The 18,470-nt window shown below is 55.7% G+C and carries 19 protein-coding genes; 5 read left to right on the top strand and 14 right to left on the bottom strand.

All coding sequences use genetic code 11. The annotated features are described in order from the left end of the window. The first annotated feature begins 40 nt into the window (after positions 1–40). The gene (gene codB / locus NA986_RS06735; RefSeq protein WP_198889114.1) at positions 41–1,294 is read left to right on the top strand and encodes a cytosine permease; all 1,254 of its coding nucleotides are present in this window, start codon (positions 41–43) and stop codon (positions 1,292–1,294) included. Beyond that, a complete protein-coding gene (locus NA986_RS06730) occupies positions 1,281–2,561 on the top strand; it encodes a cytosine deaminase (RefSeq protein ID WP_001648384.1) in 1,281 nt (426 codons plus the stop codon). The genes codB and NA986_RS06730 overlap by 14 nt, the downstream gene beginning before the upstream one ends. A gap of 83 nt (positions 2,562–2,644) precedes the next feature. On the opposite strand, the gene nanQ is transcribed toward NA986_RS06730, so the two are convergent. From nanQ to zapE, 11 genes are all read right to left on the bottom strand, one after another. After that, the gene (gene nanQ / locus NA986_RS06725) at positions 2,645–3,112 is read right to left on the bottom strand and encodes an N-acetylneuraminate anomerase (protein WP_000979901.1); all 468 of its coding nucleotides are present in this window, start codon (positions 3,110–3,112) and stop codon (positions 2,645–2,647) included. Then, complete coding sequence (gene nanK / locus NA986_RS06720; protein ID WP_000208981.1) at positions 3,109–3,984, bottom strand: N-acetylmannosamine kinase; 876 nt, start codon at positions 3,982–3,984, stop codon at positions 3,109–3,111. The genes nanQ and nanK overlap by 4 nt, the downstream gene beginning before the upstream one ends. Beyond that, positions 3,981–4,670 (bottom strand): N-acetylmannosamine-6-phosphate 2-epimerase, encoded by a 690-nt coding sequence (locus tag NA986_RS06715; protein WP_198910073.1) that lies wholly within the window; start codon positions 4,668–4,670, stop codon positions 3,981–3,983. Before NA986_RS06715 ends, nanK begins: the two co-directional genes overlap by 4 nt. 46 nt (positions 4,671–4,716) lie before the next feature. Continuing rightward, positions 4,717–6,207, bottom strand: coding sequence for a sialic acid transporter NanT (nanT, locus tag NA986_RS06710; RefSeq protein WP_000108071.1), 1,491 nt, complete (start codon positions 6,205–6,207; stop codon positions 4,717–4,719). Between the two features lie 115 nt (positions 6,208–6,322). Then, on the bottom strand, positions 6,323–7,216 hold the full coding sequence (gene nanA, locus NA986_RS06705; protein WP_001029667.1) for an N-acetylneuraminate lyase: 894 nt from the start codon (positions 7,214–7,216) through the stop codon (positions 6,323–6,325). A 134-nt stretch (positions 7,217–7,350) separates the two neighbouring features. Then, the gene (nanR, locus tag NA986_RS06700) at positions 7,351–8,142 is read right to left on the bottom strand and encodes a transcriptional regulator NanR (RefSeq protein ID WP_000382926.1); all 792 of its coding nucleotides are present in this window, start codon (positions 8,140–8,142) and stop codon (positions 7,351–7,353) included. A 108-nt stretch (positions 8,143–8,250) separates the two neighbouring features. Further along, the gene (gene sspB / locus NA986_RS06695; RefSeq protein ID WP_000366112.1) at positions 8,251–8,751 is read right to left on the bottom strand and encodes a ClpXP protease specificity-enhancing factor; all 501 of its coding nucleotides are present in this window, start codon (positions 8,749–8,751) and stop codon (positions 8,251–8,253) included. 5 nt (positions 8,752–8,756) lie between these two features. After that, positions 8,757–9,395 (bottom strand): stringent starvation protein SspA, encoded by a 639-nt coding sequence (gene sspA, locus NA986_RS06690; protein WP_000257298.1) that lies wholly within the window; start codon positions 9,393–9,395, stop codon positions 8,757–8,759. Positions 9,396–9,709: 314 nt separating this feature from the next. After that, a complete protein-coding gene (gene rpsI, locus NA986_RS06685) occupies positions 9,710–10,102 on the bottom strand; it encodes a 30S ribosomal protein S9 (RefSeq protein ID WP_000829815.1) in 393 nt (130 codons plus the stop codon). A 15-nt stretch (positions 10,103–10,117) separates the two neighbouring features. Further along, positions 10,118–10,546 (bottom strand): 50S ribosomal protein L13, encoded by a 429-nt coding sequence (gene rplM / locus NA986_RS06680; RefSeq protein ID WP_000847559.1) that lies wholly within the window; start codon positions 10,544–10,546, stop codon positions 10,118–10,120. Between the two features lie 301 nt (positions 10,547–10,847). After that, positions 10,848–11,972 (bottom strand): cell division protein ZapE, encoded by a 1,125-nt coding sequence (gene zapE, locus NA986_RS06675; protein ID WP_001191216.1) that lies wholly within the window; start codon positions 11,970–11,972, stop codon positions 10,848–10,850. Positions 11,973–12,164: 192 nt separating this feature from the next. On the opposite strand from zapE, the gene zapG reads away from it, so the two are divergent. The 3 genes from zapG (at position 12,165) to degS (ending at position 15,250) form a co-directional block, all read left to right on the top strand. Continuing rightward, a complete protein-coding gene (zapG, locus tag NA986_RS06670; protein ID WP_001519074.1) occupies positions 12,165–12,563 on the top strand; it encodes a Z-ring associated protein ZapG in 399 nt (132 codons plus the stop codon). Between the two features lie 156 nt (positions 12,564–12,719). Then, positions 12,720–14,087 carry a serine endoprotease DegQ gene (gene degQ, locus NA986_RS06665; RefSeq protein ID WP_000716690.1) on the top strand — a complete coding sequence of 456 codons (1,368 nt, stop codon included), beginning with the start codon at positions 12,720–12,722 and terminating at the stop codon, positions 14,085–14,087. Between the two features lie 92 nt (positions 14,088–14,179). After that, the gene (degS, locus tag NA986_RS06660) at positions 14,180–15,250 is read left to right on the top strand and encodes an outer membrane-stress sensor serine endopeptidase DegS (RefSeq protein WP_000497705.1); all 1,071 of its coding nucleotides are present in this window, start codon (positions 14,180–14,182) and stop codon (positions 15,248–15,250) included. A 33-nt stretch (positions 15,251–15,283) separates the two neighbouring features. On the opposite strand, the gene NA986_RS06655 is transcribed toward degS, so the two are convergent. From NA986_RS06655 to NA986_RS06645, 3 genes are all read right to left on the bottom strand, one after another. Further along, positions 15,284–16,015, bottom strand: a complete 732-nt coding sequence (locus NA986_RS06655) for a triphosphoribosyl-dephospho-CoA synthase (RefSeq protein ID WP_023215721.1) — start codon at positions 16,013–16,015, stop codon at positions 15,284–15,286. Between the two features lie 19 nt (positions 16,016–16,034). Then, positions 16,035–17,336, bottom strand: a complete 1,302-nt coding sequence (locus tag NA986_RS06650) for an oxalacetate decarboxylase subunit beta (RefSeq protein WP_000444860.1) — start codon at positions 17,334–17,336, stop codon at positions 16,035–16,037. Between the two features lie 12 nt (positions 17,337–17,348). Next, positions 17,349–18,470 (bottom strand): biotin/lipoyl-containing protein (locus tag NA986_RS06645; protein WP_369569140.1); only part of this gene is annotated, 1,122 nt, incomplete at its 5' end.

The raw sequence follows: 18,470 nt of genomic DNA, 5'->3' as shown, positions 1-18,470 counted from the left end.
TTATGCGGCGGATTTTTTGGGCAAAATTCATGGAGGCGTTGTGTCGCAGGACAACAATTATAGCCAGGGCCCCGTCCCTCTGGCGGCGCGGAAGGGCGTGATTCCACTGACGTTTGTCATGTTGGGTTTAACGTTTTTTTCCGCCAGTATGTGGACCGGAGGGACACTCGGCACCGGTCTTTCTTATAATGATTTCTTCCTCGCAGTTTTCTTCGGTAATCTCCTCCTCGGTATCTACACTGCATTTCTTGGCTACATCGGCGCAAAAACCGGACTCTCCACCCACCTCCTTGCACGTTACTCCTTTGGCGTTAAAGGCTCATGGCTTCCCTCCTTGCTGCTTGGCGGCACACAGGTAGGCTGGTTTGGCGTTGGCGTAGCGATGTTCGCTATTCCGGTCAGTAAAGCGACGGACATTGATGCCAATATCCTGATTGCCGTTTCGGGTCTGCTGATGACCCTGACCATTTTTTTCGGCATCTCGGCGTTGACCATTTTGTCTATCATTGCCGTACCCGCGATCGTTATTCTGGGCAGCTACTCCGTCTGGCTGGCGGTCAGCGGCGTGGGTGGGCTGGAGCATTTAAAAACGATAGTGCCGCAGACGCCACTGGATTTTTCCAGCGCGCTGGCGCTGGTGGTGGGCTCGTTTGTCAGCGCCGGTACATTGACCGCCGACTTCGTCCGCTTCGGGCGTCATGCCAAAAGCGCCGTACTGATTGCGATGGTCGCTTTTTTCCTCGGCAACTCGCTGATGTTTATCTTTGGCGCGGCAGGCGCTGCCGCCGTCGGTCAGGCGGATATCTCTGACGTGATGATAGCGCAGGGGCTGCTGCTGCCCGCGATTGTGGTGCTTGGCCTGAATATCTGGACCACCAACGATAACGCGCTGTACGCATCGGGTCTGGGCTTCGCCAATATTACCGGTCTTTCCAGCCGCACGCTGTCGGTGGTGAACGGGATTATCGGTACCGTGTGCGCGCTGTGGCTTTACAATAATTTTGTCGGCTGGCTGACGTTCCTGTCATCTGCCATCCCACCGATTGGCGGAGTGATTATTGCCGACTATCTGTTGAACCGCCGCCGCTATGCCGACTTCAACACCGTGCGCTTTATTCCCGTTAACTGGATTGCTATTCTTTCCGTCGCGCTGGGCATCGCCGCCGGACATTATGTTCCTGGTATTGTGCCCGTCAACGCCGTACTCGGCGGCGTCTTCAGCTATATCCTGCTGAATCCACTTTTCAACCGCAGCCTTGCTAAATCACCAGAGGTCAGCCATGCAGAACAATAACATCACCATTCGTCAGGCGCGTCTGCAGGGACACGAAGGATTATGGCAGATTACGATTGAAAACGGGCGCTTTAGCCGGATTGAGCCTCAGGAAGCCGCATCGTTACCGCAGGGCGAAGTGCTTGATGCCGAAGGCGGTCTGGCTATTCCACCGTTTGTTGAGCCACATATCCACCTGGATACCACGCAAACGGCGGGTGAACCGAGCTGGAACCAGTCCGGCACACTGTTTGAAGGGATTGAGCGCTGGGCAGAACGTAAAGCAATGCTCACGCATGAAGATGTGAAAGCGCGCGCGATGCAGACCCTGAAATGGCAGATGGCTAACGGCATCCAGTACGTTCGTACTCACGTTGACGTTTCAGATCCTACGCTCACCGCGCTGAAAGCCATGCTGGAAGTGAAGCAAGAGGTTGCGCCGTGGGTAGATCTACAAATCGTCGCCTTTCCGCAAGAAGGTATTCTGTCTTATCCCAACGGTGAAGCGCTGTTAGAGGAAGCCGTGCGTTTGGGCGCTGACGTTATTGGCGCCATTCCGCACTTTGAGTTCACGCGGGAATATGGCGTTGAATCGCTGCACAAAATCTTCGCCCTGGCGCAGAAATACGATCGCTTGATCGATGTGCACTGCGACGAAATTGATGACGAGCAGTCTCGCTTTGTCGAAACGGTCGCGGCGCTGGCGCATCGTGATGGCATGGGGGCGCGCGTGACCGCCAGCCACACCACGGCTATGCACTCGTACAACGGCGCGTATGCGTCACGCCTGTTCCGCCTGTTGAAAATGTCGGGGATTAACTTCGTCGCCAACCCGCTGGTGAATATTCATCTGCAAGGGCGGTTTGACACTTACCCGAAACGTCGTGGCGTCACGCGGGTGAAAGAGATGCTGGAAGCGGGGATCAACGTCTGCTTTGGCCATGATGACGTCTTCGACCCGTGGTATCCATTAGGCACAGCAAATATGCTGCAGGTGTTGCATATGGGGTTACACGTTTGCCAGTTGATGGGGTATGGGCAAATCAACGACGGGTTAAATCTGATCACTACCCACAGCGCAAAAACCCTGCATTTACAGGACTACGGTCTGAGTGTCGGCCATGCCGCGAATCTGGTTATCTTACCCGCTGAGAATGGATTCGATGCGGTACGTCGCCAGACGCCTGCCCGTTACTCGATTCGCCACGGGCGGGTAATTGCCGAGACGGTGCCGAGCCAGACGACGCTGCACCTGACCCAGCCGGAAGCCGTGACGTTTAAGCGTTAACCCGTCATACCCGCGCTCTCCGGCACATTCACCACGCAGCCCCGTAAGGGGGCTGCGTTCGGAAGACTGCTCCGGCAAGAGATTTAGGCCGCCAGCAAACTGGCGCGTACTTTCACTACCACTTTCTTGATGTCATCCGGCTCACCCACTGCACATCCCGGTTTATGCGGTTCTCCCGGCATAAACACAGCAAACATCCCCGCTTGCAGCGTAATAGTCTGCTCGTCGACAATTTGACTACAAAGCTGGTAATCCTCTTCAACGTGCATCTCCTCGCACTGGCGAGCGGCACCGGACATCCCAAACGCAATACGCTCGACGCCGGTTAGTAGTAGCTGAATATCAATGTATTGTTCATGCAATTCCGCTTTCTTCTCGGCCGGCATTTGCGTCGTTAACTGCATTACATTCATAAAGATATTGTCGCCCTGCAATTCATAGCGCCCCGGCGCTTTCTCCTGCGGCCTTGCCGCCAGCGCGAGAGTCAAGGCATCCAGCAGTCGCGGATGCAACCCGCAAGAAGGCAACGACTGTACTTCCCCCATCATCATAATGTGTCTCCTTGAGCTAACAAAGCAGCGCCTAATAATCCTGCGTCATGCCGATAGCGAGCGGCGCTCAGCGCCACGTGATAAGGCGCAGGCTCTTGCATCAAAAACGCGCGAACCTGCTCCAGGTATCCCTCAGCTAACCCTACGCTGCCGCCAATGACCACACACTGGCAGTCGGTAATCGCTTTCACATCGGCGATCATTCGCGCTATTACCTGCGCGGATTGGCTTACCAGATGTCGCGCCTGCTGATGACCTTCGCCAGCGCGAATAAATAGGGTTTTGGCGTCGCATCCCGCCAGATCGTCCCGCGCCGCCGCGGCCATCCCTCGTCCGGAGGCGATGGCCTCTACACAGCCAACGCGTCCACAGCCGCATACGGGCCCGTGTGGGTCCGCCAGGGTGTGTCCCAGGTGCCCGGCCAGACCGCCTTTTCCGGTAAGGAGCTTGCCGTCGCAGACAACGCCGCCGCCAACGCCGGTTGAAACGGTGATAAATACCATATCGCGGATATCATCAGGGAGCGCGTGATACTCCGCCCAGGCCGCCGCCTGCGCGTCGTTCACCGCCAGCGTCGGCAGGCCTGCTATCGTTTCCAGTGTTTGTACTAACGGAAAGTGTAGCAAGCCGCCCAGATTATGGGGGTTTAGCGCCAGCAGCATCCCTTCCTGAATGATCCCGGTAGAAGCTATCGCTACCTGACGCGCCTCTGCCCGTAGTGGTTCAACCAGCGCCTTTAATGCTTCACGTAACGCATCCGGCGTTTTGCTCGCGGGGGTCGGTAGCTCGCGACGCTGGCTAATGCGCAAGTTGTTGTCGATGAGCGCGGCGGCAAGTTTAGTCCCGCCAATATCGATTGCTAACGTAGTCATGACGCCGCCTTTTTTAATGCGTCGTTATACCATCCACAGATATGTTCCAGACGGGTAATGGCGGACCCCACCGTCACCGCCCATGCGCCATAGCGGATCGCCTCCGCCGCCAGTGCTGGCGAGTTATAGCGCCCTTCGGCTATCACCCGGCATCCGGCGTCATGCAACGCTTTGACTAAGGGCAGCTCGGGTTCCTCCGGCGTATCGGGGGTGGTGTAGCCGGACATTGTCGTGCCGATAATGTCCGCGCCCAACCGTTGACAGGCGAGACCATCGTCCACGGATGAGCAGTCGGCCATCGCCAGTAGATGGTGGTCATGAATGCGCGCCAACAACGCCTCAACGGCTACCGGCCGTTGCCGAGCGGTTCCATCAACGGCGATAATAGCTGCGCCGGCCTGCGCCAGCGCATCTACATCGTCGAGAAAAGGGGTAATGCGCACTGGAGAGTCGTCCAGATCGCGTTTGATAATGCCGATAATGGGTACCGAAACGAGCGAGCGGGTCATACGCAGGTTGTCTATGCCTTCAATACGCACCGCAACCGCGCCCGCCTGTTCCGCTGCCAACGCCATTGCCGCTACAATCTCCGGCTTATCCAGCGGACTGCCCGGAACGGGCTGGCAGGAGACAATCAGGCCGCCAGAAGCGGCAATATTTTTATCCAGTTGTTCAAGTAACGACATACTACTCCCTTACAAATATTGCCCGGTTGAAAACCGGGCAAGCGGATTAACTTTTCGTTTTTACAAAGGCACCTTTACCACTGCCAAGCGGTACGGCTCCGCTGAACGGTTTGTCGTCAATAGCATCGTGGGTGCGTAACGCTTCCGGACGTAGCCAACGCTGTACGCGAGACGGCATATCAAGCCCAATAAGCAGGATCACGACAAACGTCAGGCTGAAAGAGAGCGATGCCAGCGCAGTGCCCAAATCCAGACGTTGAGCGATCAGCGCTCCCAGGATCGGTGCCAGCGCGCCGCCGAGCGCGCCGACGTTATAAGTAAAGCCCAGCCCCGCCGCGCGCTGATCGGTATCGAAGTAACCGCCGATCAGCTTCGGCAGAATCCCGGCAATCCCCTGCCCCAACATCTGTTGGAAAAACAGTAGCAGACCCAGAACCCAGACGTTTGTGCCGCCAATCGCAAAGACCGGAATAATGAGGATTTGCGAGGCCAGCAGGCTACAGACATATGCTTTACGCGTTCCCAGCCAGTCGCCAAGAAAACCGCCTACGCAGCAACCAACCGCCGCGCCAAATCCGCTAAAGAACAGGACATTCGCCACCGTATGCGGATCGTAGGCCAGCTCGGTTTTCAGATAAGTGGGTAATAGCGCCTGAATCGGCCAGGAATAGAGGAAAGCAAACAGTACCACCAGCATCAGCATGACGCCAGTGGGCCAGCGTTTACCGCTGCTCTGCACCATAAAGCTGATAAAGATAACCGCGCACAGTAGTCCCAGCCCCGCCACAATCGCAGCATTTTGTAGGTTACCGGCAAAACAGAACCACAGCGCAGCGGCGGCGGCGAAAGTCATTAAAATGTTGATGATGCGATGTTCGCCCCGATAAAGAATGTCGACCATCGTACGTACCGGCGCTTTACCCGCGTGTTTCTCTTTCCAGTCTTCCGCTTCCGGAATGTTTTTCCGCAGCCAGAGGGCGAAGATAATTGGCAAAATGCCAATGAAAAACAGCGCGCGCCAGCCCCAGACAGGCACCACCAGGCTGTACACCTGCGCGGCAACGACCGCGCCGACGGAGAAGCCGGAAATCAGAAAACCGCTGGCTTTATTGCGTAAATGTTTTGGCCAGCTTTCGATTACATAGGTCGCGCTGGAACCATATTCGCCCGCCATGCCCATACCAATCACCAGTCGGGCGATGAACATGGTGGTGTAACCGGGCGCAAACCCGCAGGCCAGGGTTCCCACCGAAAACAGGATGATGCTGCTGACCATCGCCAGACGACGCCCATAGCGATCGCCCATCGCGCCCAGTAATAACCCGCCGAACCAGCGAGAGATAAAAGCCGCAGAAATCAGGCTTGCCGCCTGTACCGTCGTCAGCCCAAATTCGCTTTGTACCTCAGTCAGTACAAGAGCAATCAACACAAAATCAAAACCATCAAGCAGATATCCCAGCCAGGCAGCGGAAAATGCCCGCCATTGCGCCCGGTTGAGATGGCGATACCACGGGATGTTCTGGGTAGAAGTACTCATTTTACTCTCCCGACGATTTTTGTTGTCGTTATGCCGAATGGCGGCTCCGCCTTATCCGGCCTACCGCTCACACTGTTGTAGGCCGGGCAAGCGTAGCGCCCCCGGCATTATGCTGTTACGCCTTTTCTTCCATCAGTTGTTGAGCCAGCGCCTTGAGCGCCGGCAGGTATTTTTCATCAACAGGCGCGAACGGTTTACGACACAGCGGCACCGATACCACGTCCATATAATGCAGGACCGTTTTCAGGCCGCGGAATACGCCGGTTTTAATCAGTAAATCAATAACCTTATTGCACTCGGTTTGCAGACGCTGCGCTTTCGCCACATCGCCCTCACGTAATGCCTGCACAATCCCCTGGTAACGCCAGCCCATAATGTTGTATGTGCTGCCGATACCGCCGTCCGCGCCCGCCAGCAGGCCGGAAGCGAAGATTTCGTCATAACCGTTGTACAGCACCAGATCCGGATGCGCGCGGCGGATCTGCTCCATCTGGAAGAGATCGCCGGAGGTTTGCTTCAGCGCGCTCACGCCCGGTAATGTCACCAGCGTATTGATCTGATCGAGGGTAAGTTTTACGCCGCTTAACGCCGGAATGTTGTATACCACCATCGGCAATCCATCTGCGGAATCAATGATTGCCCGATAATGGTCACAGTGCTCTTCAAAACTGAAAGGGTAATAAAAAGGCGTCACCGCAGAGACCGCATCAAAACCGTAACGCTTTGCGGCGCTGGCAAGCTGCTGGCTTTCTGCGGTGCTTACTGTCCCGACATGGGCGATCAACGTGATTTTTCCCTTCGCCTCTTCGGCGACAATCTCCAGTACCTGCTCTCTTTCAGCAAGGCTCTGTACGAATGCTTCCCCGGTGGAACCGCCAACGTACAGCCCGTCGATACCCTGCCCGATGTTAAAACGCACCAGACGGCGCAGGCTTTCGCTATCCAGTTGCTGCTGATGATCAAATGGGGTCAACAACGCCGCCATTACGCCTTGCAATGCTTTTGCCATACCTACCTCTACGGATGATGAATATATTAACTACCTACCTTTATACCTGTTATACCAGATCAAATAAGCAGCAAATAATACAGAACGCTTATAGTGCGATCTGCTTCACTAAACTGGGATCGGAGGCGCGATCGCTACCGCATTTTTTGACTTTTTTTACCGAGCGCGTGCCAGGTAGCGGAAACGCTATTGAGGTGGGTTTGCAGAGCGCGATCCGCTTTATCGGGATCTCGCTGGCGAATGGCATCAACAATCACAATATGCTGTTGATAACTCACGTTATTATGTTCATGCAGCTCACGATCGGGAACGCTTGGGCGAGCGGCGATTAGCCAGTCCAGCAGAGCAACATGAATAGCCATAAAGATCGGATTGCCGGGAATTTCAGCCAGCACCCGGTGAAACTCGACATCCGAACGAATAAACAGCGCGTTGTCATCCAGCGACTGGCTATTAATTTCCAGCGCTTTCGTTAACAACGCGATCTGCTCGTCGGTGGCATGTTCCGCCGCATAGCGTACCAGGCTGGATTCAAAGAAAAGCCGTAGCTGTTCAAAGTGAGCGATGCCGCCAGGATGAGTAAGAAAATCTTTCGCCATACCCGACAGTTCGCTGATGATGGTATCAGCAGAGGGGCGCGAGACGCGGGCGCGTTCGCCGTTATTGATTTGCACCAGACCTTTACGCTTCAGCGCAGCTAACGCTTCACGCACGGAGGGACGTCCTACATTGAAGAAGGCCATTAATTCACGTTCAGACGGTAGCTGTTCTCCCTCGCCAAACTCATGACGGCGGATCATCTGCTCCAGCTCTTCCTCAACCATTTCAGACAGTTTTTTACGCGCCAACGGGCGGCGGCGCAAACTACGCCCGAGGGATGTCGGTGAATCTTCTGCTTGCGAATCAAATGCGTTCATAACGTCCATTCATGAGTGGTCGGTGGCAAATAATAGCAAGCTTATCGTAACACAGCTTCAAAAGCAGGGTGAACCCGCGAGGAGACCAAACAAAACAGGCCCTTCAGGGCCTGTTGATTATTTTACTACACGCAGCGCCGGACGTCCGCCACGCGGCGGAGGCGGCTCGTCATCAGGACTACTGTCGTCATCGTGGTCGGGCTTATCGCCATCAATGACGGACATCACGGTCTCGCTTTCCGCGCCTGCGGTATTGTCATCATCATTTAAGCTGACAACGTCTTCATCATAGGCGGCTTCAGGCTCAAACATGGTGCCTGCGCCGTTTTCACGGGCGTAAATCGCCAGCACCGCAGCCAAAGGCACAGAAACCTGACGGGGAACGCCGCCGAAGCGCGCATTAAAACGCACTTCATCATTAGACAGCTCCAGATTACCTACCGCCCGCGGCGCAATATTGAGGACGATTTGCCCATCGCGCGCATATTCCATAGGGACATGCACGCCAGGCAGCATCACATCCACCACCAGATGCGGGGTCAACTGGTTATCCAGCAACCACTCGTAGAAAGCACGCAACAGATAAGGACGACGCGGCGTCAACTGTGACAAATCCATACAGGTTAACCCCGACCGAGGCGCATTTCACGTTCAGCTTCGGTTAAAGAAGCCAGGAAAGAATCACGTTCAAAGACGCGGGTCATATAGCCTTTCAGCTCTTTCGCCCCTGCGCCGCTGAATTCAATACCCAACTGCGGTAAACGCCACAAGAGAGGCGCCAGGTAGCAATCAACCAGGCTGAATTCGTCGCTCAGGAAATACGGTTTCTGACCAAATACCGGCGCAATCGCCAGCAGCTCTTCACGCAGTTGTTTACGCGCAGAGTCGGCCTCGGAAGCAGACCCGTTTACGATGACGTTCATCAGCGTATACCAGTCTTTTTCAATACGGTGCATGTACAGACGGCTTTCACCGCGCGCGACCGGATAAACCGGCATCAGCGGCGGATGAGGGAAACGCTCATCCAGATATTCCATAATGATGCGAGATTCCCACAGGGTCAGCTCACGATCCACCAGTGTCGGAACGCTTTGATTCGGGTTGAGGTCAATCAGATCCTGAGGTGGATTGTCCTTTTCCACATGTTCGATCTCAAAACTAACACCCTTTTCAGCCAACACAATGCGGACCTGATGGCTATAGATGTCAGTAGGACCAGAAAACAGCGTCATTACCGAACGTTTGTTGGCAGCGACAGCCATGAAAACCTCCAGGTATATTCAGAATTTTTACTGCTACCAGCCACAATGTGACCAGCCAGATGTTATGTCACCCAGGGCGAAAAAAGCCATCATTGCTCAGAAACGAGACAAAAAATGAACATTCCCCGCTATTTGGGCAGAAAATTGGATGATAGTTTACCAGATTTTGTGACCTTTGTGGTGAGTCGATTCTGGAATTGGGGAAAAAGAGACAACAATCCGCATTTCATTGTGACAGATAAATGCATTGCCCATAAAAAAACCCGCCGAAGCGGGTTTTTTCGCTAACAGTTGTCTGCCGAAGCAGAACCCCATTAACGTTTGGAGAACTGCGGACGACGACGTGCTTTACGCAGGCCGACTTTCTTACGTTCAACCTGACGAGCGTCACGAGTAACGAAGCCAGCTTTACGCAGTTCGCCACGCAGGGACTCGTCGTACTCCATCAGAGCGCGGGTGATACCATGACGGATCGCACCAGCCTGACCAGAGATACCACCACCTTTAACAGTGATGTACAGATCCAGTTTCTCAACCATGTCGACCAGTTCCAGCGGCTGACGAACTACCATGCGGGCAGTTTCACGACCGAAGTACTGTTCCAGAGAACGTTGGTTGATAACGATTTTACCGTTGCCCGGTTTGATGAAAACGCGAGCTGCGGAACTTTTGCGGCGACCAGTGCCGTAGTATTGATTTTCAGCCATTGCCTATAATCCCGATTAGATGTCAAGAACTTGCGGTTGCTGTGCCGCGTGGTTGTGCTCGTTGCCCGCGTAAACTTTCAGTTTACGGAACATAGCACGACCCAGCGGGCCTTTTGGCAGCATGCCTTTAACCGCGATTTCAATCACACGCTCAGGACGGCGGGCAATCATCTCTTCAAAGGTCGCTTGTTTGATACCACCGATGTGGCCGGTGTGGTGATAGTACACTTTGTCAGTACGCTTGTTGCCGGTTACAGCAACTTTGTCAGCGTTCAGAACGATGATGTAATCACCGGTATCTACGTGCGGAGTGTATTCCGCTTTGTGCTTACCGCGCAGGCGACGAGCCAGTTCAGTAGCCAGACGGCCCAGAGTTTTACCGGTCGCGTCAACAACATACCAGTCGCGTTTTACGGTTTCTGGTTTAGCTGTAAAAGTTTTCATTAAAAGCTTACCCAAATAAATAAGTTACACGTTGGTGAACACCCAAACGTTTTAAATAGTTGAGGTTCACACGACAAAGTCCGGTAAACCTACCCCCTCGGATATGTTTGGCCGGCACAGAGAAAGTTTGGGAAAAAACTCTCTTGTAACGTGGGGTCGCAGGATTATAGAGAAGTCCAGGTCAAAGATCGACCCCTTTTTGCGATTTGCCGCGGGTTTTGTTCAGGCCAGGTTCACCCTCGGTCGGGGAGGTTGCACAGATATGATACCGCACAATGCCGGGGCGCTGCGCTTGTCCGGCTTACGGCATATGCTCCCGCTTGAGATACTCCGCACTCTGCATCTCTTGCAGGCGCGACAGACAGCGCTGAAATTCAAACTTGAGCCGCTCCCCCTGATAAATCTCATATAACGGCGCGGCGGCGCTGACCACCAGCTTAACGTGGCGCTCGTAAAACTCATCCACCAGCGCAATAAAGCGGCGCGCTTCGTTCTCCATCAGCGGCGTCATGACCGGCACGTCAAACAGCAGAACCGTATGAAATAACCTTGAGAGCGCAATGTAATCATGCTGGCTGCGGGCCTCGACGCACAGCGTAGCGAAAGAGACCGCTAGCGTTTGGTTTTCAACGCCCAGGGTGGATAAAGGGCGATGATTGATTTCCAGCGTCGGAGCGTGCTCGCGCGCGGCCCCCGCTAACGCCAGCCACAGTTTATCCATTTGCCGCCGGGTTTCATCATTAAGCGGCGTTAGCCATAAATGGGCCTGCGTCAGCGTCCGCAGTCGGTAATCGACGCCGGCGTCCACATTCATAATGTCGCAGTGCTGTTTAATGGCATCGATAGCCGGCAGGAAGCGGGCGCGTTGCAAACCGTTGCGGTAGAGTTCATCCGGCGGAATATTGGAGGTCGCGACCAGCGTAATGCCGCGTGCAAACAGCGCTTTCATTAAACCGCCCAGCAGCATGGCGTCGGTAATATCGGTGACGAAAAACTCATCGAAACACAGTACGTCCGTCTCGGCTTTAAACCGATCGGCAATAATGTCTAACGGATCGATCTGTCCCTGTAACGCGGTAAGCTCTTCATGCACGCGCAGCATAAACCGATGAAAATGCAGGCGTAGTTTTCGCTCGCCCGGCAGGCTGTGGTAGAAGAGATCCATGAGCCATGTTTTGCCGCGCCCCACGCCCCCCCACATATACAGCCCGCGAACCGGTATTTGCGCGTCCGGTTCGTTTTTGCCTAATAATTTCCCCAGTCGCGCTATCAGTCCGCCGGGTGGCGTAGCCGACGATTTTTTCGCGGTGAGCGCCTGATAAAGGGTTTCCAGACGGTCGACCGCCTCTTTCTGAACGTCGTCAGGCTGATGGGTGCCTTCGTTGAGTGCCTGGAGATAACGCGATGTAGGGGAAAGGCTTTGCATAATGTTATTGTTATTCCTTGAAAATCGATGTGCCGTCGTTCACGGCTGACGAAAAAAAGGCCGTTCTACACTACGCGATATGCTGTCGGGATTCCACTTCTACGGAATTAGCGGTTATAGTGGCATAATCAGGCGCGGGCATGGAGCCTGGAGCCAACACCCTACGGAAACATAAGACAACGGGAGATGTTCATGACCTGGGAATATGCGCTAATTGGATTAGTCGTCGGTATCATCATTGGTGCCGTGGCCATGCGTTTTGGTAATCGTAAGTTACGTCAACAGCAGGCATTGCAGTACGAACTGGAAAAAAACAAAGCTGAGCTGGAAGAGTACCGTGAAGAGCTGGTTAGCCACTTTGCCCGCAGCGCGGAACTGCTGGATACCATGGCGCATGATTATCGCCAGCTATATCAGCATATGGCGAAAAGCTCCAGCAGCCTGCTGCCGGAAATGTCTGCGGAGTCGAATCCGTTCCGTAACCGTCTGGCGGAGTCTGAGGCGAGCAACGATCAGGCGCCGGTGCAAATGCCACGTGATTATTCTGAAGGCGCGTCTGGCCTGTTACGTAGCGGCGCAAAGCGCGATTAATCGCACGCCGTTAAGAAATTTATCGGGCGCATCGCTTGCGCCCTCTCTCTATCTTTCCTGTCCCAGCTATTATCATTGTTACCAGGCTGAAAATTCAATAACATCAATCTGTTTTGAATTGTCTATCCGTTCATTCAAGGTACGAGAGCAGCATCCATGAAAAAACACACCCAGCTGTTAAGTGCATTAGCGTTAAGTGTCGGATTAACTCTTTCGGCACCGTTTCCAGCCCTTGCATCGATACCAGGCCAGGTGCCAGGCCAGGCGACGCTGCCAAGCCTTGCCCCTATGCTGGAGAAAGTGCTGCCTGCTGTCGTCAGCGTAAAAGTCGAGGGAACCGCCGCCCAGAGCCAAAAAGTGCCGGAGGAGTTTAAAAAATTCTTTGGCGAGGATCTGCCAGACCAGCCGTCCCAGCCGTTTGAAGGACTCGGTTCGGGGGTGATTATCGATGCCGCTAAAGGCTATGTATTAACCAATAATCATGTGATTAATCAGGCACAGAAGATCAGTATTCAACTGAATGACGGACGCGAATTCGACGCGAAGCTGATCGGCGGCGACGACCAGAGCGATATCGCTCTGTTACAAATTCAGAATCCCAGCAAGTTAACGCAAATTGCCATCGCCGATTCCGACAAACTCCGCGTCGGCGATTTCGCCGTGGCGGTCGGTAATCCGTTTGGCCTTGGGCAAACCGCCACCTCCGGGATTATTTCAGCGCTGGGACGCAGCGGGCTTAATCTGGAAGGGCTTGAGAACTTTATTCAAACCGATGCCTCTATTAACCGCGGCAACTCCGGCGGCGCGCTGCTTAACCTGAACGGCGAGCTGATCGGGATTAATACCGCGATCCTCGCGCCAGGGGGCGGGAGCATCGGCATTGGCTTTGCTATTCCTTCCAATATGGCGCAGACGCTGGCGCAGCAGTTGATTCAGTTCGGCGAAATCAAACGCGGATTGCTGGGAATTAAAGGCACTGAAATGACCGCTGATATCGCTAAGGCATTCAAACTGAACGTTCAGCGTGGCGCTTTTGTCAGCGAGGTTTTACCCAATTCAGGTTCGGCTAAGGCCGGGGTGAAATCCGGAGACGTGATTATCAGTCTTAACGGTAAGCCGCTGAATAGCTTTGCCGAACTGCGTTCGCGTATCGCCACCACCGAACCGGGCACGAAAGTGAAGCTGGGCCTGTTGCGCGATGGTAAGCCGCTGGAGGTGGAAGTCACGCTGGATTCCAATACCTCTTCTTCCGCCAGCGCCGAAATGATCGCCCCGGCGTTGCAAGGCGCGACGTTGAGCGACGGCCAGCTGAAAGACGGGACGAAAGGCGTTAAGGTTGATAGCGTCGAAAAAAGCAGTCCTGCCGCGCAGGCCGGTTTGCAAAAAGATGATGTTATCATCGGCGTTAACCGCGATCGCATCAGTTCTATCGCCGAAATGCGCAAAGTGATGGCGGCAAAACCGTCCATAATTGCTCTTCAGGTAGTACGCGGCAACGAGAACATTTATCTATTGCTGCGCTAATCCTGTCTTAAACCGGGCATCAGCCTGCGATGTGATGTCCGGTTAACTCATGGTATGCTGCTGCCGTTCCCTTTTTTAACGACGCCTCCATCATGTTTGTGAAGCTCTTACGTTCGGTCGCAATAGGTTTAATTGTCGGCGCTATTCTGTTGGCCGTCATGCCTTCTTTGCGCAAAATTAATCCTATCGCCGTCCCGCAATTCGACAGTACCGATGAGACGCCAGCCAGTTATAATTTTGCGGTTCGCCGCGCCGCGCCTGCCGTCGTCAATGTCTATAACCGCAGTATGAACAGTACCGCGCATAATCAACTGGAGATCCGCACGCTGGGTTCCGGCGTGATCATGGATCAACGCGGTTATATTATTACCAACAAGCACGTGATTAACGATGCCGATCAGATTATCGTCGCGCTACAGGATGGCCGCGTCTTTGAAGCGCTACTGGTGGGCTCCGATTCGCTTACCGACCTGGCGGTGCTGAAGATCAACGCCACTGGCGGGCTGCCTACCATCCCGATTAATACAAAGCGTACACCGCATATTGGCGACGTCGTACTGGCTATCGGCAACCCATATAATCTGGGACAGACCATTACCCAGGGGATCATCAGCGCAACGGGTCGTATCGGCCTGAACCCGACGGGGCGACAGAATTTTCTCCAGACCGACGCCTCGATTAACCACGGTAATTCCGGCGGCGCGCTGGTCAACTCGTTAGGCGAACTGATGGGGATCAACACCCTCTCTTTTGATAAGAGTAACGATGGCGAAACGCCGGAAGGCCTTGGTTTTGCGATTCCCTTCCAGCTAGCCACGAAAATTATGGATAAGCTTATCCGCGACGGTCGCGTGATTCGCGGCTATATCGGTATTGGCGGACGAGAAATCGCGCCGCTGCACGCGCAGCAGGGTAGCGGCATGGACCCGATTCAGGGCATTGTCGTTAATGAAGTGACGCCAAACGGCCCCGCCGCGCTTGCCGGTATTCAGGTTAATGATTTGATTATTTCGGTCAATAATAAACCCGCTGTGTCCGCGCTGGAGACGATGGATCAGGTGGCGGAAATCCGCCCGGGCTCCGTAATTCCGGTCGTGGTAATGCGGGATGATAAGCAGCTCACGTTCCAGGTGACGGTGCAGGAATACCCGGCGTCGAACTAAAACGACGCGGCTTTTGCCCGCGTCGTTCGACGGCTAGTCAATGAAGACTGGCCCTGCCGGAAAATGCGCCAGGAAACTCGTGAAGATCAGCAGCGCGGGGAGACTTTTCTCCCCGACGGCCTCTTCACGCAGCGCCTTATCGAGTGCCAATAAGCCAGACTCGCCCCCTTCCCCCAGAATGCCGCCCATCCAGAGCAGTCGTTGCGCCTGTTGACGCGCATACTGCGATGCGCTTTTCCAGGCGACCAGATGCAGCAACGTTTGTAACAGCAGGACCCGAGACGCGTGACCATCGCGTTGCAATCGCCTGAATACGGGTAATGCAATACTACGTACCGTCGAGAAACCGCTCGCCGCCTCCCCCTCAATCGGCGATAAACCAACAGCCGCCTGTTTGACGAAATCGCATAACTGATTGTGTGTTAATGGCCGCTCGCCTGCGCTCATATACCCTGCGGCAAAACAGAGTAACCCGATACCCTGAGCCCAATCGGTTGATGGCAGAATCCCCTGCGGAACATTCGGTGCCGACGTCTGTGCGGCACAAAGCCCCTCGTCGTAACACTGTGCAAAACGTTGCTCATGTATTGCTGAGTTGACGCCGGACCACGGCAGCAAATGCAGCGCTGGCTCAAGCTCAGTTATCTGATTCACCGTCTCAACAACATAGCGCAAGATGGTTTCTCTGTATGGCATGGATGTACCTTGCCGAAACGCAACCATTTCACTCATTACTGTGTCCTCATTTTGCGGGAGCAGAATCACTGCCCCCGGTTAGATTGGATTACATCGCCAGCACGTATTTCAGCATCACGCCCGCCGCAATGGCCGAGCCAATCACCCCGGCCACGTTCGGGCCCATCGCGTGCATCAGCAGGAAGTTCTGCGGGTCTGATTCCAGCCCCACTTTGTTCGATACGCGGGCTGCCATCGGCACCGCCGACACCCCTGCCGAACCGATAAGCGGGTTGATTTTGTTCTTACTGCACAGGTTCATCAGCTTCGCCATCAGCACCCCGGCCGCCGTCCCAATCCCGAACGCAATCACACCCAGCAGCAGAATGCCCAGCGTCTGCGGCTGCAGGAACTTGTCCGCCACCAGCTTCGCGCCCACCGACAGCCCGAGGAAAATGGTGACGATATTAATCAGCCCGTTCTGTACCGTGTCGCTCAGACGCTCCACCACGCCGCTTTCACGCATCAGATTGCCGAAGCAGAACATCCCCAGCAGCGGCGCGGCGTCCGGCAGCAGCAGCGCCACCAGCATGAGCAGCACCACCGGGAAGAGGATTTTTTCCCGCTTGCTGACGGTGCGCAGCTGCACCATGCGGATTTTCCGCTCCGTCTCCGTGGTCAGCGCTTTCATAATCGGCGGCTGGATTAACGGCACCAGCGCCATATACGAGTACGCCGCCACCGCGATGGCCCCCAGCAGCTCCGGCGCCAGTTTGCCCGACAGATAAATCGCCGTCGGGCCGTCCGCGCCGCCGATAATGCCGATGGCCGCCGCCTGCGGCAGGGTGAAGGCAATCAGGCCGAAGTAGTTCAGCGTCAGCGCCCCCAGCACCGTGGCGAAGATGCCGAACTGCGCCGCCGCCCCCAGCAGCAGGGTGCGCGGATTCGCCAGCAGCGGGCCAAAGTCGGTCATCGCGCCCACGCCCATGAAGATGACCAGCGGCGCGACGCCGGAGCCAATCGCCACTTTATAGAACAGCGCCAGCACCCCCGGCGTGTAGCCCATGTCCACCGCCAGGTTCTCCATCTGGCTCTGCACCGACGGCAGCGCCAGCGCTAATGCCTCTTTAATGGCGTGCACGTCCGGCGCGCAGTTAAGCTTCGCGGCAATCACCGCCAGCTGCCCGGCGTCGTGATGCGCCAGCAGGCTTTCCAGCGCGGTCAGCGCCATGCCCGCTTCCGGGATGTTGGAGAGCAGCCCGCCGAAGCCAATCGGCAGCAGCAGCAGCGGCTCGAACTTCTTCGCAATCGCCAGCCACAGCAGCAGCAGGCTGACCAGCAGCATGATGGCCTGGCCTGCGCCAAGGTGCATCAGCCCCATGCCCTGAAGCAGGGCGTTCAGACTTTCCATTTCAGTTCTCCGTTACGCCAGCGTCATCAGGGTGTCGCCCACGGAGACCGCGTCCCCGGACTTCACCGCGATACCGCGTACCGTCCCGGCCTGCGCGGCGCGGATTTCGGTTTCCATCTTCATGGCTTCCAGAATCAGCAGCACGTCGCCTTCGGCCACGCTCTGGCCCTCGGTGGCAATCACCTTCCAGATGTTCCCCGCCAGCGGGGCGGTGACCGGGGTGCCGGCGCCTGCCGGGGCGATGGCAGGAGCAGAAGAGGCAGCAGGTGCAGCCGCAGTGAGCTGGCTGATATCGCCGCCGTCGCTGACCTTCACCACAAAGGCCTTACCTTCCACTTCCACGGTATAGACGCCGGAGGCGGCAGACTTCTCTGCTTTTGCCACCGGCTGCGCGGCTTCCGCCTGCGGCAGTGGCTCAAACGCCGCCGGGTTGTGGCGGTTCTCAAGGAATTTGAGGCCGATTTGCGGGAACAGCGCCACGGTGAGCACGTCGTCAATGGCGTTTCCCGCAAGCTGGATGCCCTTCTCCTGCGCCTGGCACCTGACGTCGGCTTCCAGTTCAGCCAGTTCCGGTTTGAGTAAATCCGCCGGACGGCAGGTCACCGGGGCGCCCCCTTCCAGCACGCGGGCCTGTAACGCGGCGTTCACCGGCACCGGGGTGTGGCCGTATTCGCCTTTCAGAATGCCGGCGGTTTCTTTGGCGATGGTTTTGTAGCGTTCGCCGGTCAGGACGTTGAGCACCGCCTGGGTGCCGACAATCTGCGAGGTGGGGGTCACCAGCGGGATAAAGCCGAGGTCCTCGCGCACGCGGGGGATTTCCGCCAGCACCTGGTCGAGTTTGTCCGCCGCGTTCTGCTGCTTCAGCTGGCTTTCCAGGTTGGTGAGCATTCCGCCCGGCACCTGGGCTACCAGAATACGGCTGTCGTAGCCCTTCAGCTGGCCTTCAAAGGCGTGATATTTCTTGCGCACCTCGCGGAAGTACGCCGCGATGCTCTCCAGCTTCAGGATATCCAGCCCGGTGTCGTGTTCCGTGCCGGCAAGCGTCGCCACCAGCGCTTCGGTGGCCGGGTGGCCGTAGGTGGCGCTCATGGAGGAAATCGCCGTGTCCACGCCGTCGACGCCCGCCTCGATAGC

Origin of the sequence: Salmonella sp. NW177 (assembly GCF_051811585.1) — a bacterium.
In the GTDB taxonomy this organism is placed as follows: Bacteria; Pseudomonadota; Gammaproteobacteria; order Enterobacterales; family Enterobacteriaceae; genus Salmonella; species Salmonella enterica.
Note: the sequence above shows the minus strand (reverse complement) of the source record. Positions and strands in the feature narration are given on the sequence as shown.

What these genes read in the sequence shown, in the direction of transcription:
- zapG (WP_001519074.1), top strand. Translation starts at nt 12,165, where the DNA reads ATGACCTGGGAATATGCGCTAATTGGATTAGTCGTCGGTATCATCATT.
- sspA (WP_000257298.1), bottom strand. Translation starts at nt 9,395, where the DNA reads ATGGCTGTCGCTGCCAACAAACGTTCGGTAATGACGCTGTTTTCTGGT.
- nanK (WP_000208981.1), bottom strand. Translation starts at nt 3,984, where the DNA reads ATGACTACGTTAGCAATCGATATTGGCGGGACTAAACTTGCCGCCGCG.
- degQ (WP_000716690.1), top strand. Translation starts at nt 12,720, where the DNA reads ATGAAAAAACACACCCAGCTGTTAAGTGCATTAGCGTTAAGTGTCGGA.
- NA986_RS06730 (WP_001648384.1), top strand. Translation starts at nt 1,281, where the DNA reads ATGCAGAACAATAACATCACCATTCGTCAGGCGCGTCTGCAGGGACAC.
- sspB (WP_000366112.1), bottom strand. Translation starts at nt 8,751, where the DNA reads ATGGATTTGTCACAGTTGACGCCGCGTCGTCCTTATCTGTTGCGTGCT.
- NA986_RS06715 (WP_198910073.1), bottom strand. Translation starts at nt 4,670, where the DNA reads ATGTCGTTACTTGAACAACTGGATAAAAATATTGCCGCTTCTGGCGGC.
- nanA (WP_001029667.1), bottom strand. Translation starts at nt 7,216, where the DNA reads ATGGCAAAAGCATTGCAAGGCGTAATGGCGGCGTTGTTGACCCCATTT.
- NA986_RS06650 (WP_000444860.1), bottom strand. Translation starts at nt 17,336, where the DNA reads ATGGAAAGTCTGAACGCCCTGCTTCAGGGCATGGGGCTGATGCACCTT.
- degS (WP_000497705.1), top strand. Translation starts at nt 14,180, where the DNA reads ATGTTTGTGAAGCTCTTACGTTCGGTCGCAATAGGTTTAATTGTCGGC.
- nanQ (WP_000979901.1), bottom strand. Translation starts at nt 3,112, where the DNA reads ATGATGATGGGGGAAGTACAGTCGTTGCCTTCTTGCGGGTTGCATCCG.
- rpsI (WP_000829815.1), bottom strand. Translation starts at nt 10,102, where the DNA reads ATGGCTGAAAATCAATACTACGGCACTGGTCGCCGCAAAAGTTCCGCA.
- nanT (WP_000108071.1), bottom strand. Translation starts at nt 6,207, where the DNA reads ATGAGTACTTCTACCCAGAACATCCCGTGGTATCGCCATCTCAACCGG.
- nanR (WP_000382926.1), bottom strand. Translation starts at nt 8,142, where the DNA reads ATGGACGTTATGAACGCATTTGATTCGCAAGCAGAAGATTCACCGACA.
- zapE (WP_001191216.1), bottom strand. Translation starts at nt 11,972, where the DNA reads ATGCAAAGCCTTTCCCCTACATCGCGTTATCTCCAGGCACTCAACGAA.
- rplM (WP_000847559.1), bottom strand. Translation starts at nt 10,546, where the DNA reads ATGAAAACTTTTACAGCTAAACCAGAAACCGTAAAACGCGACTGGTAT.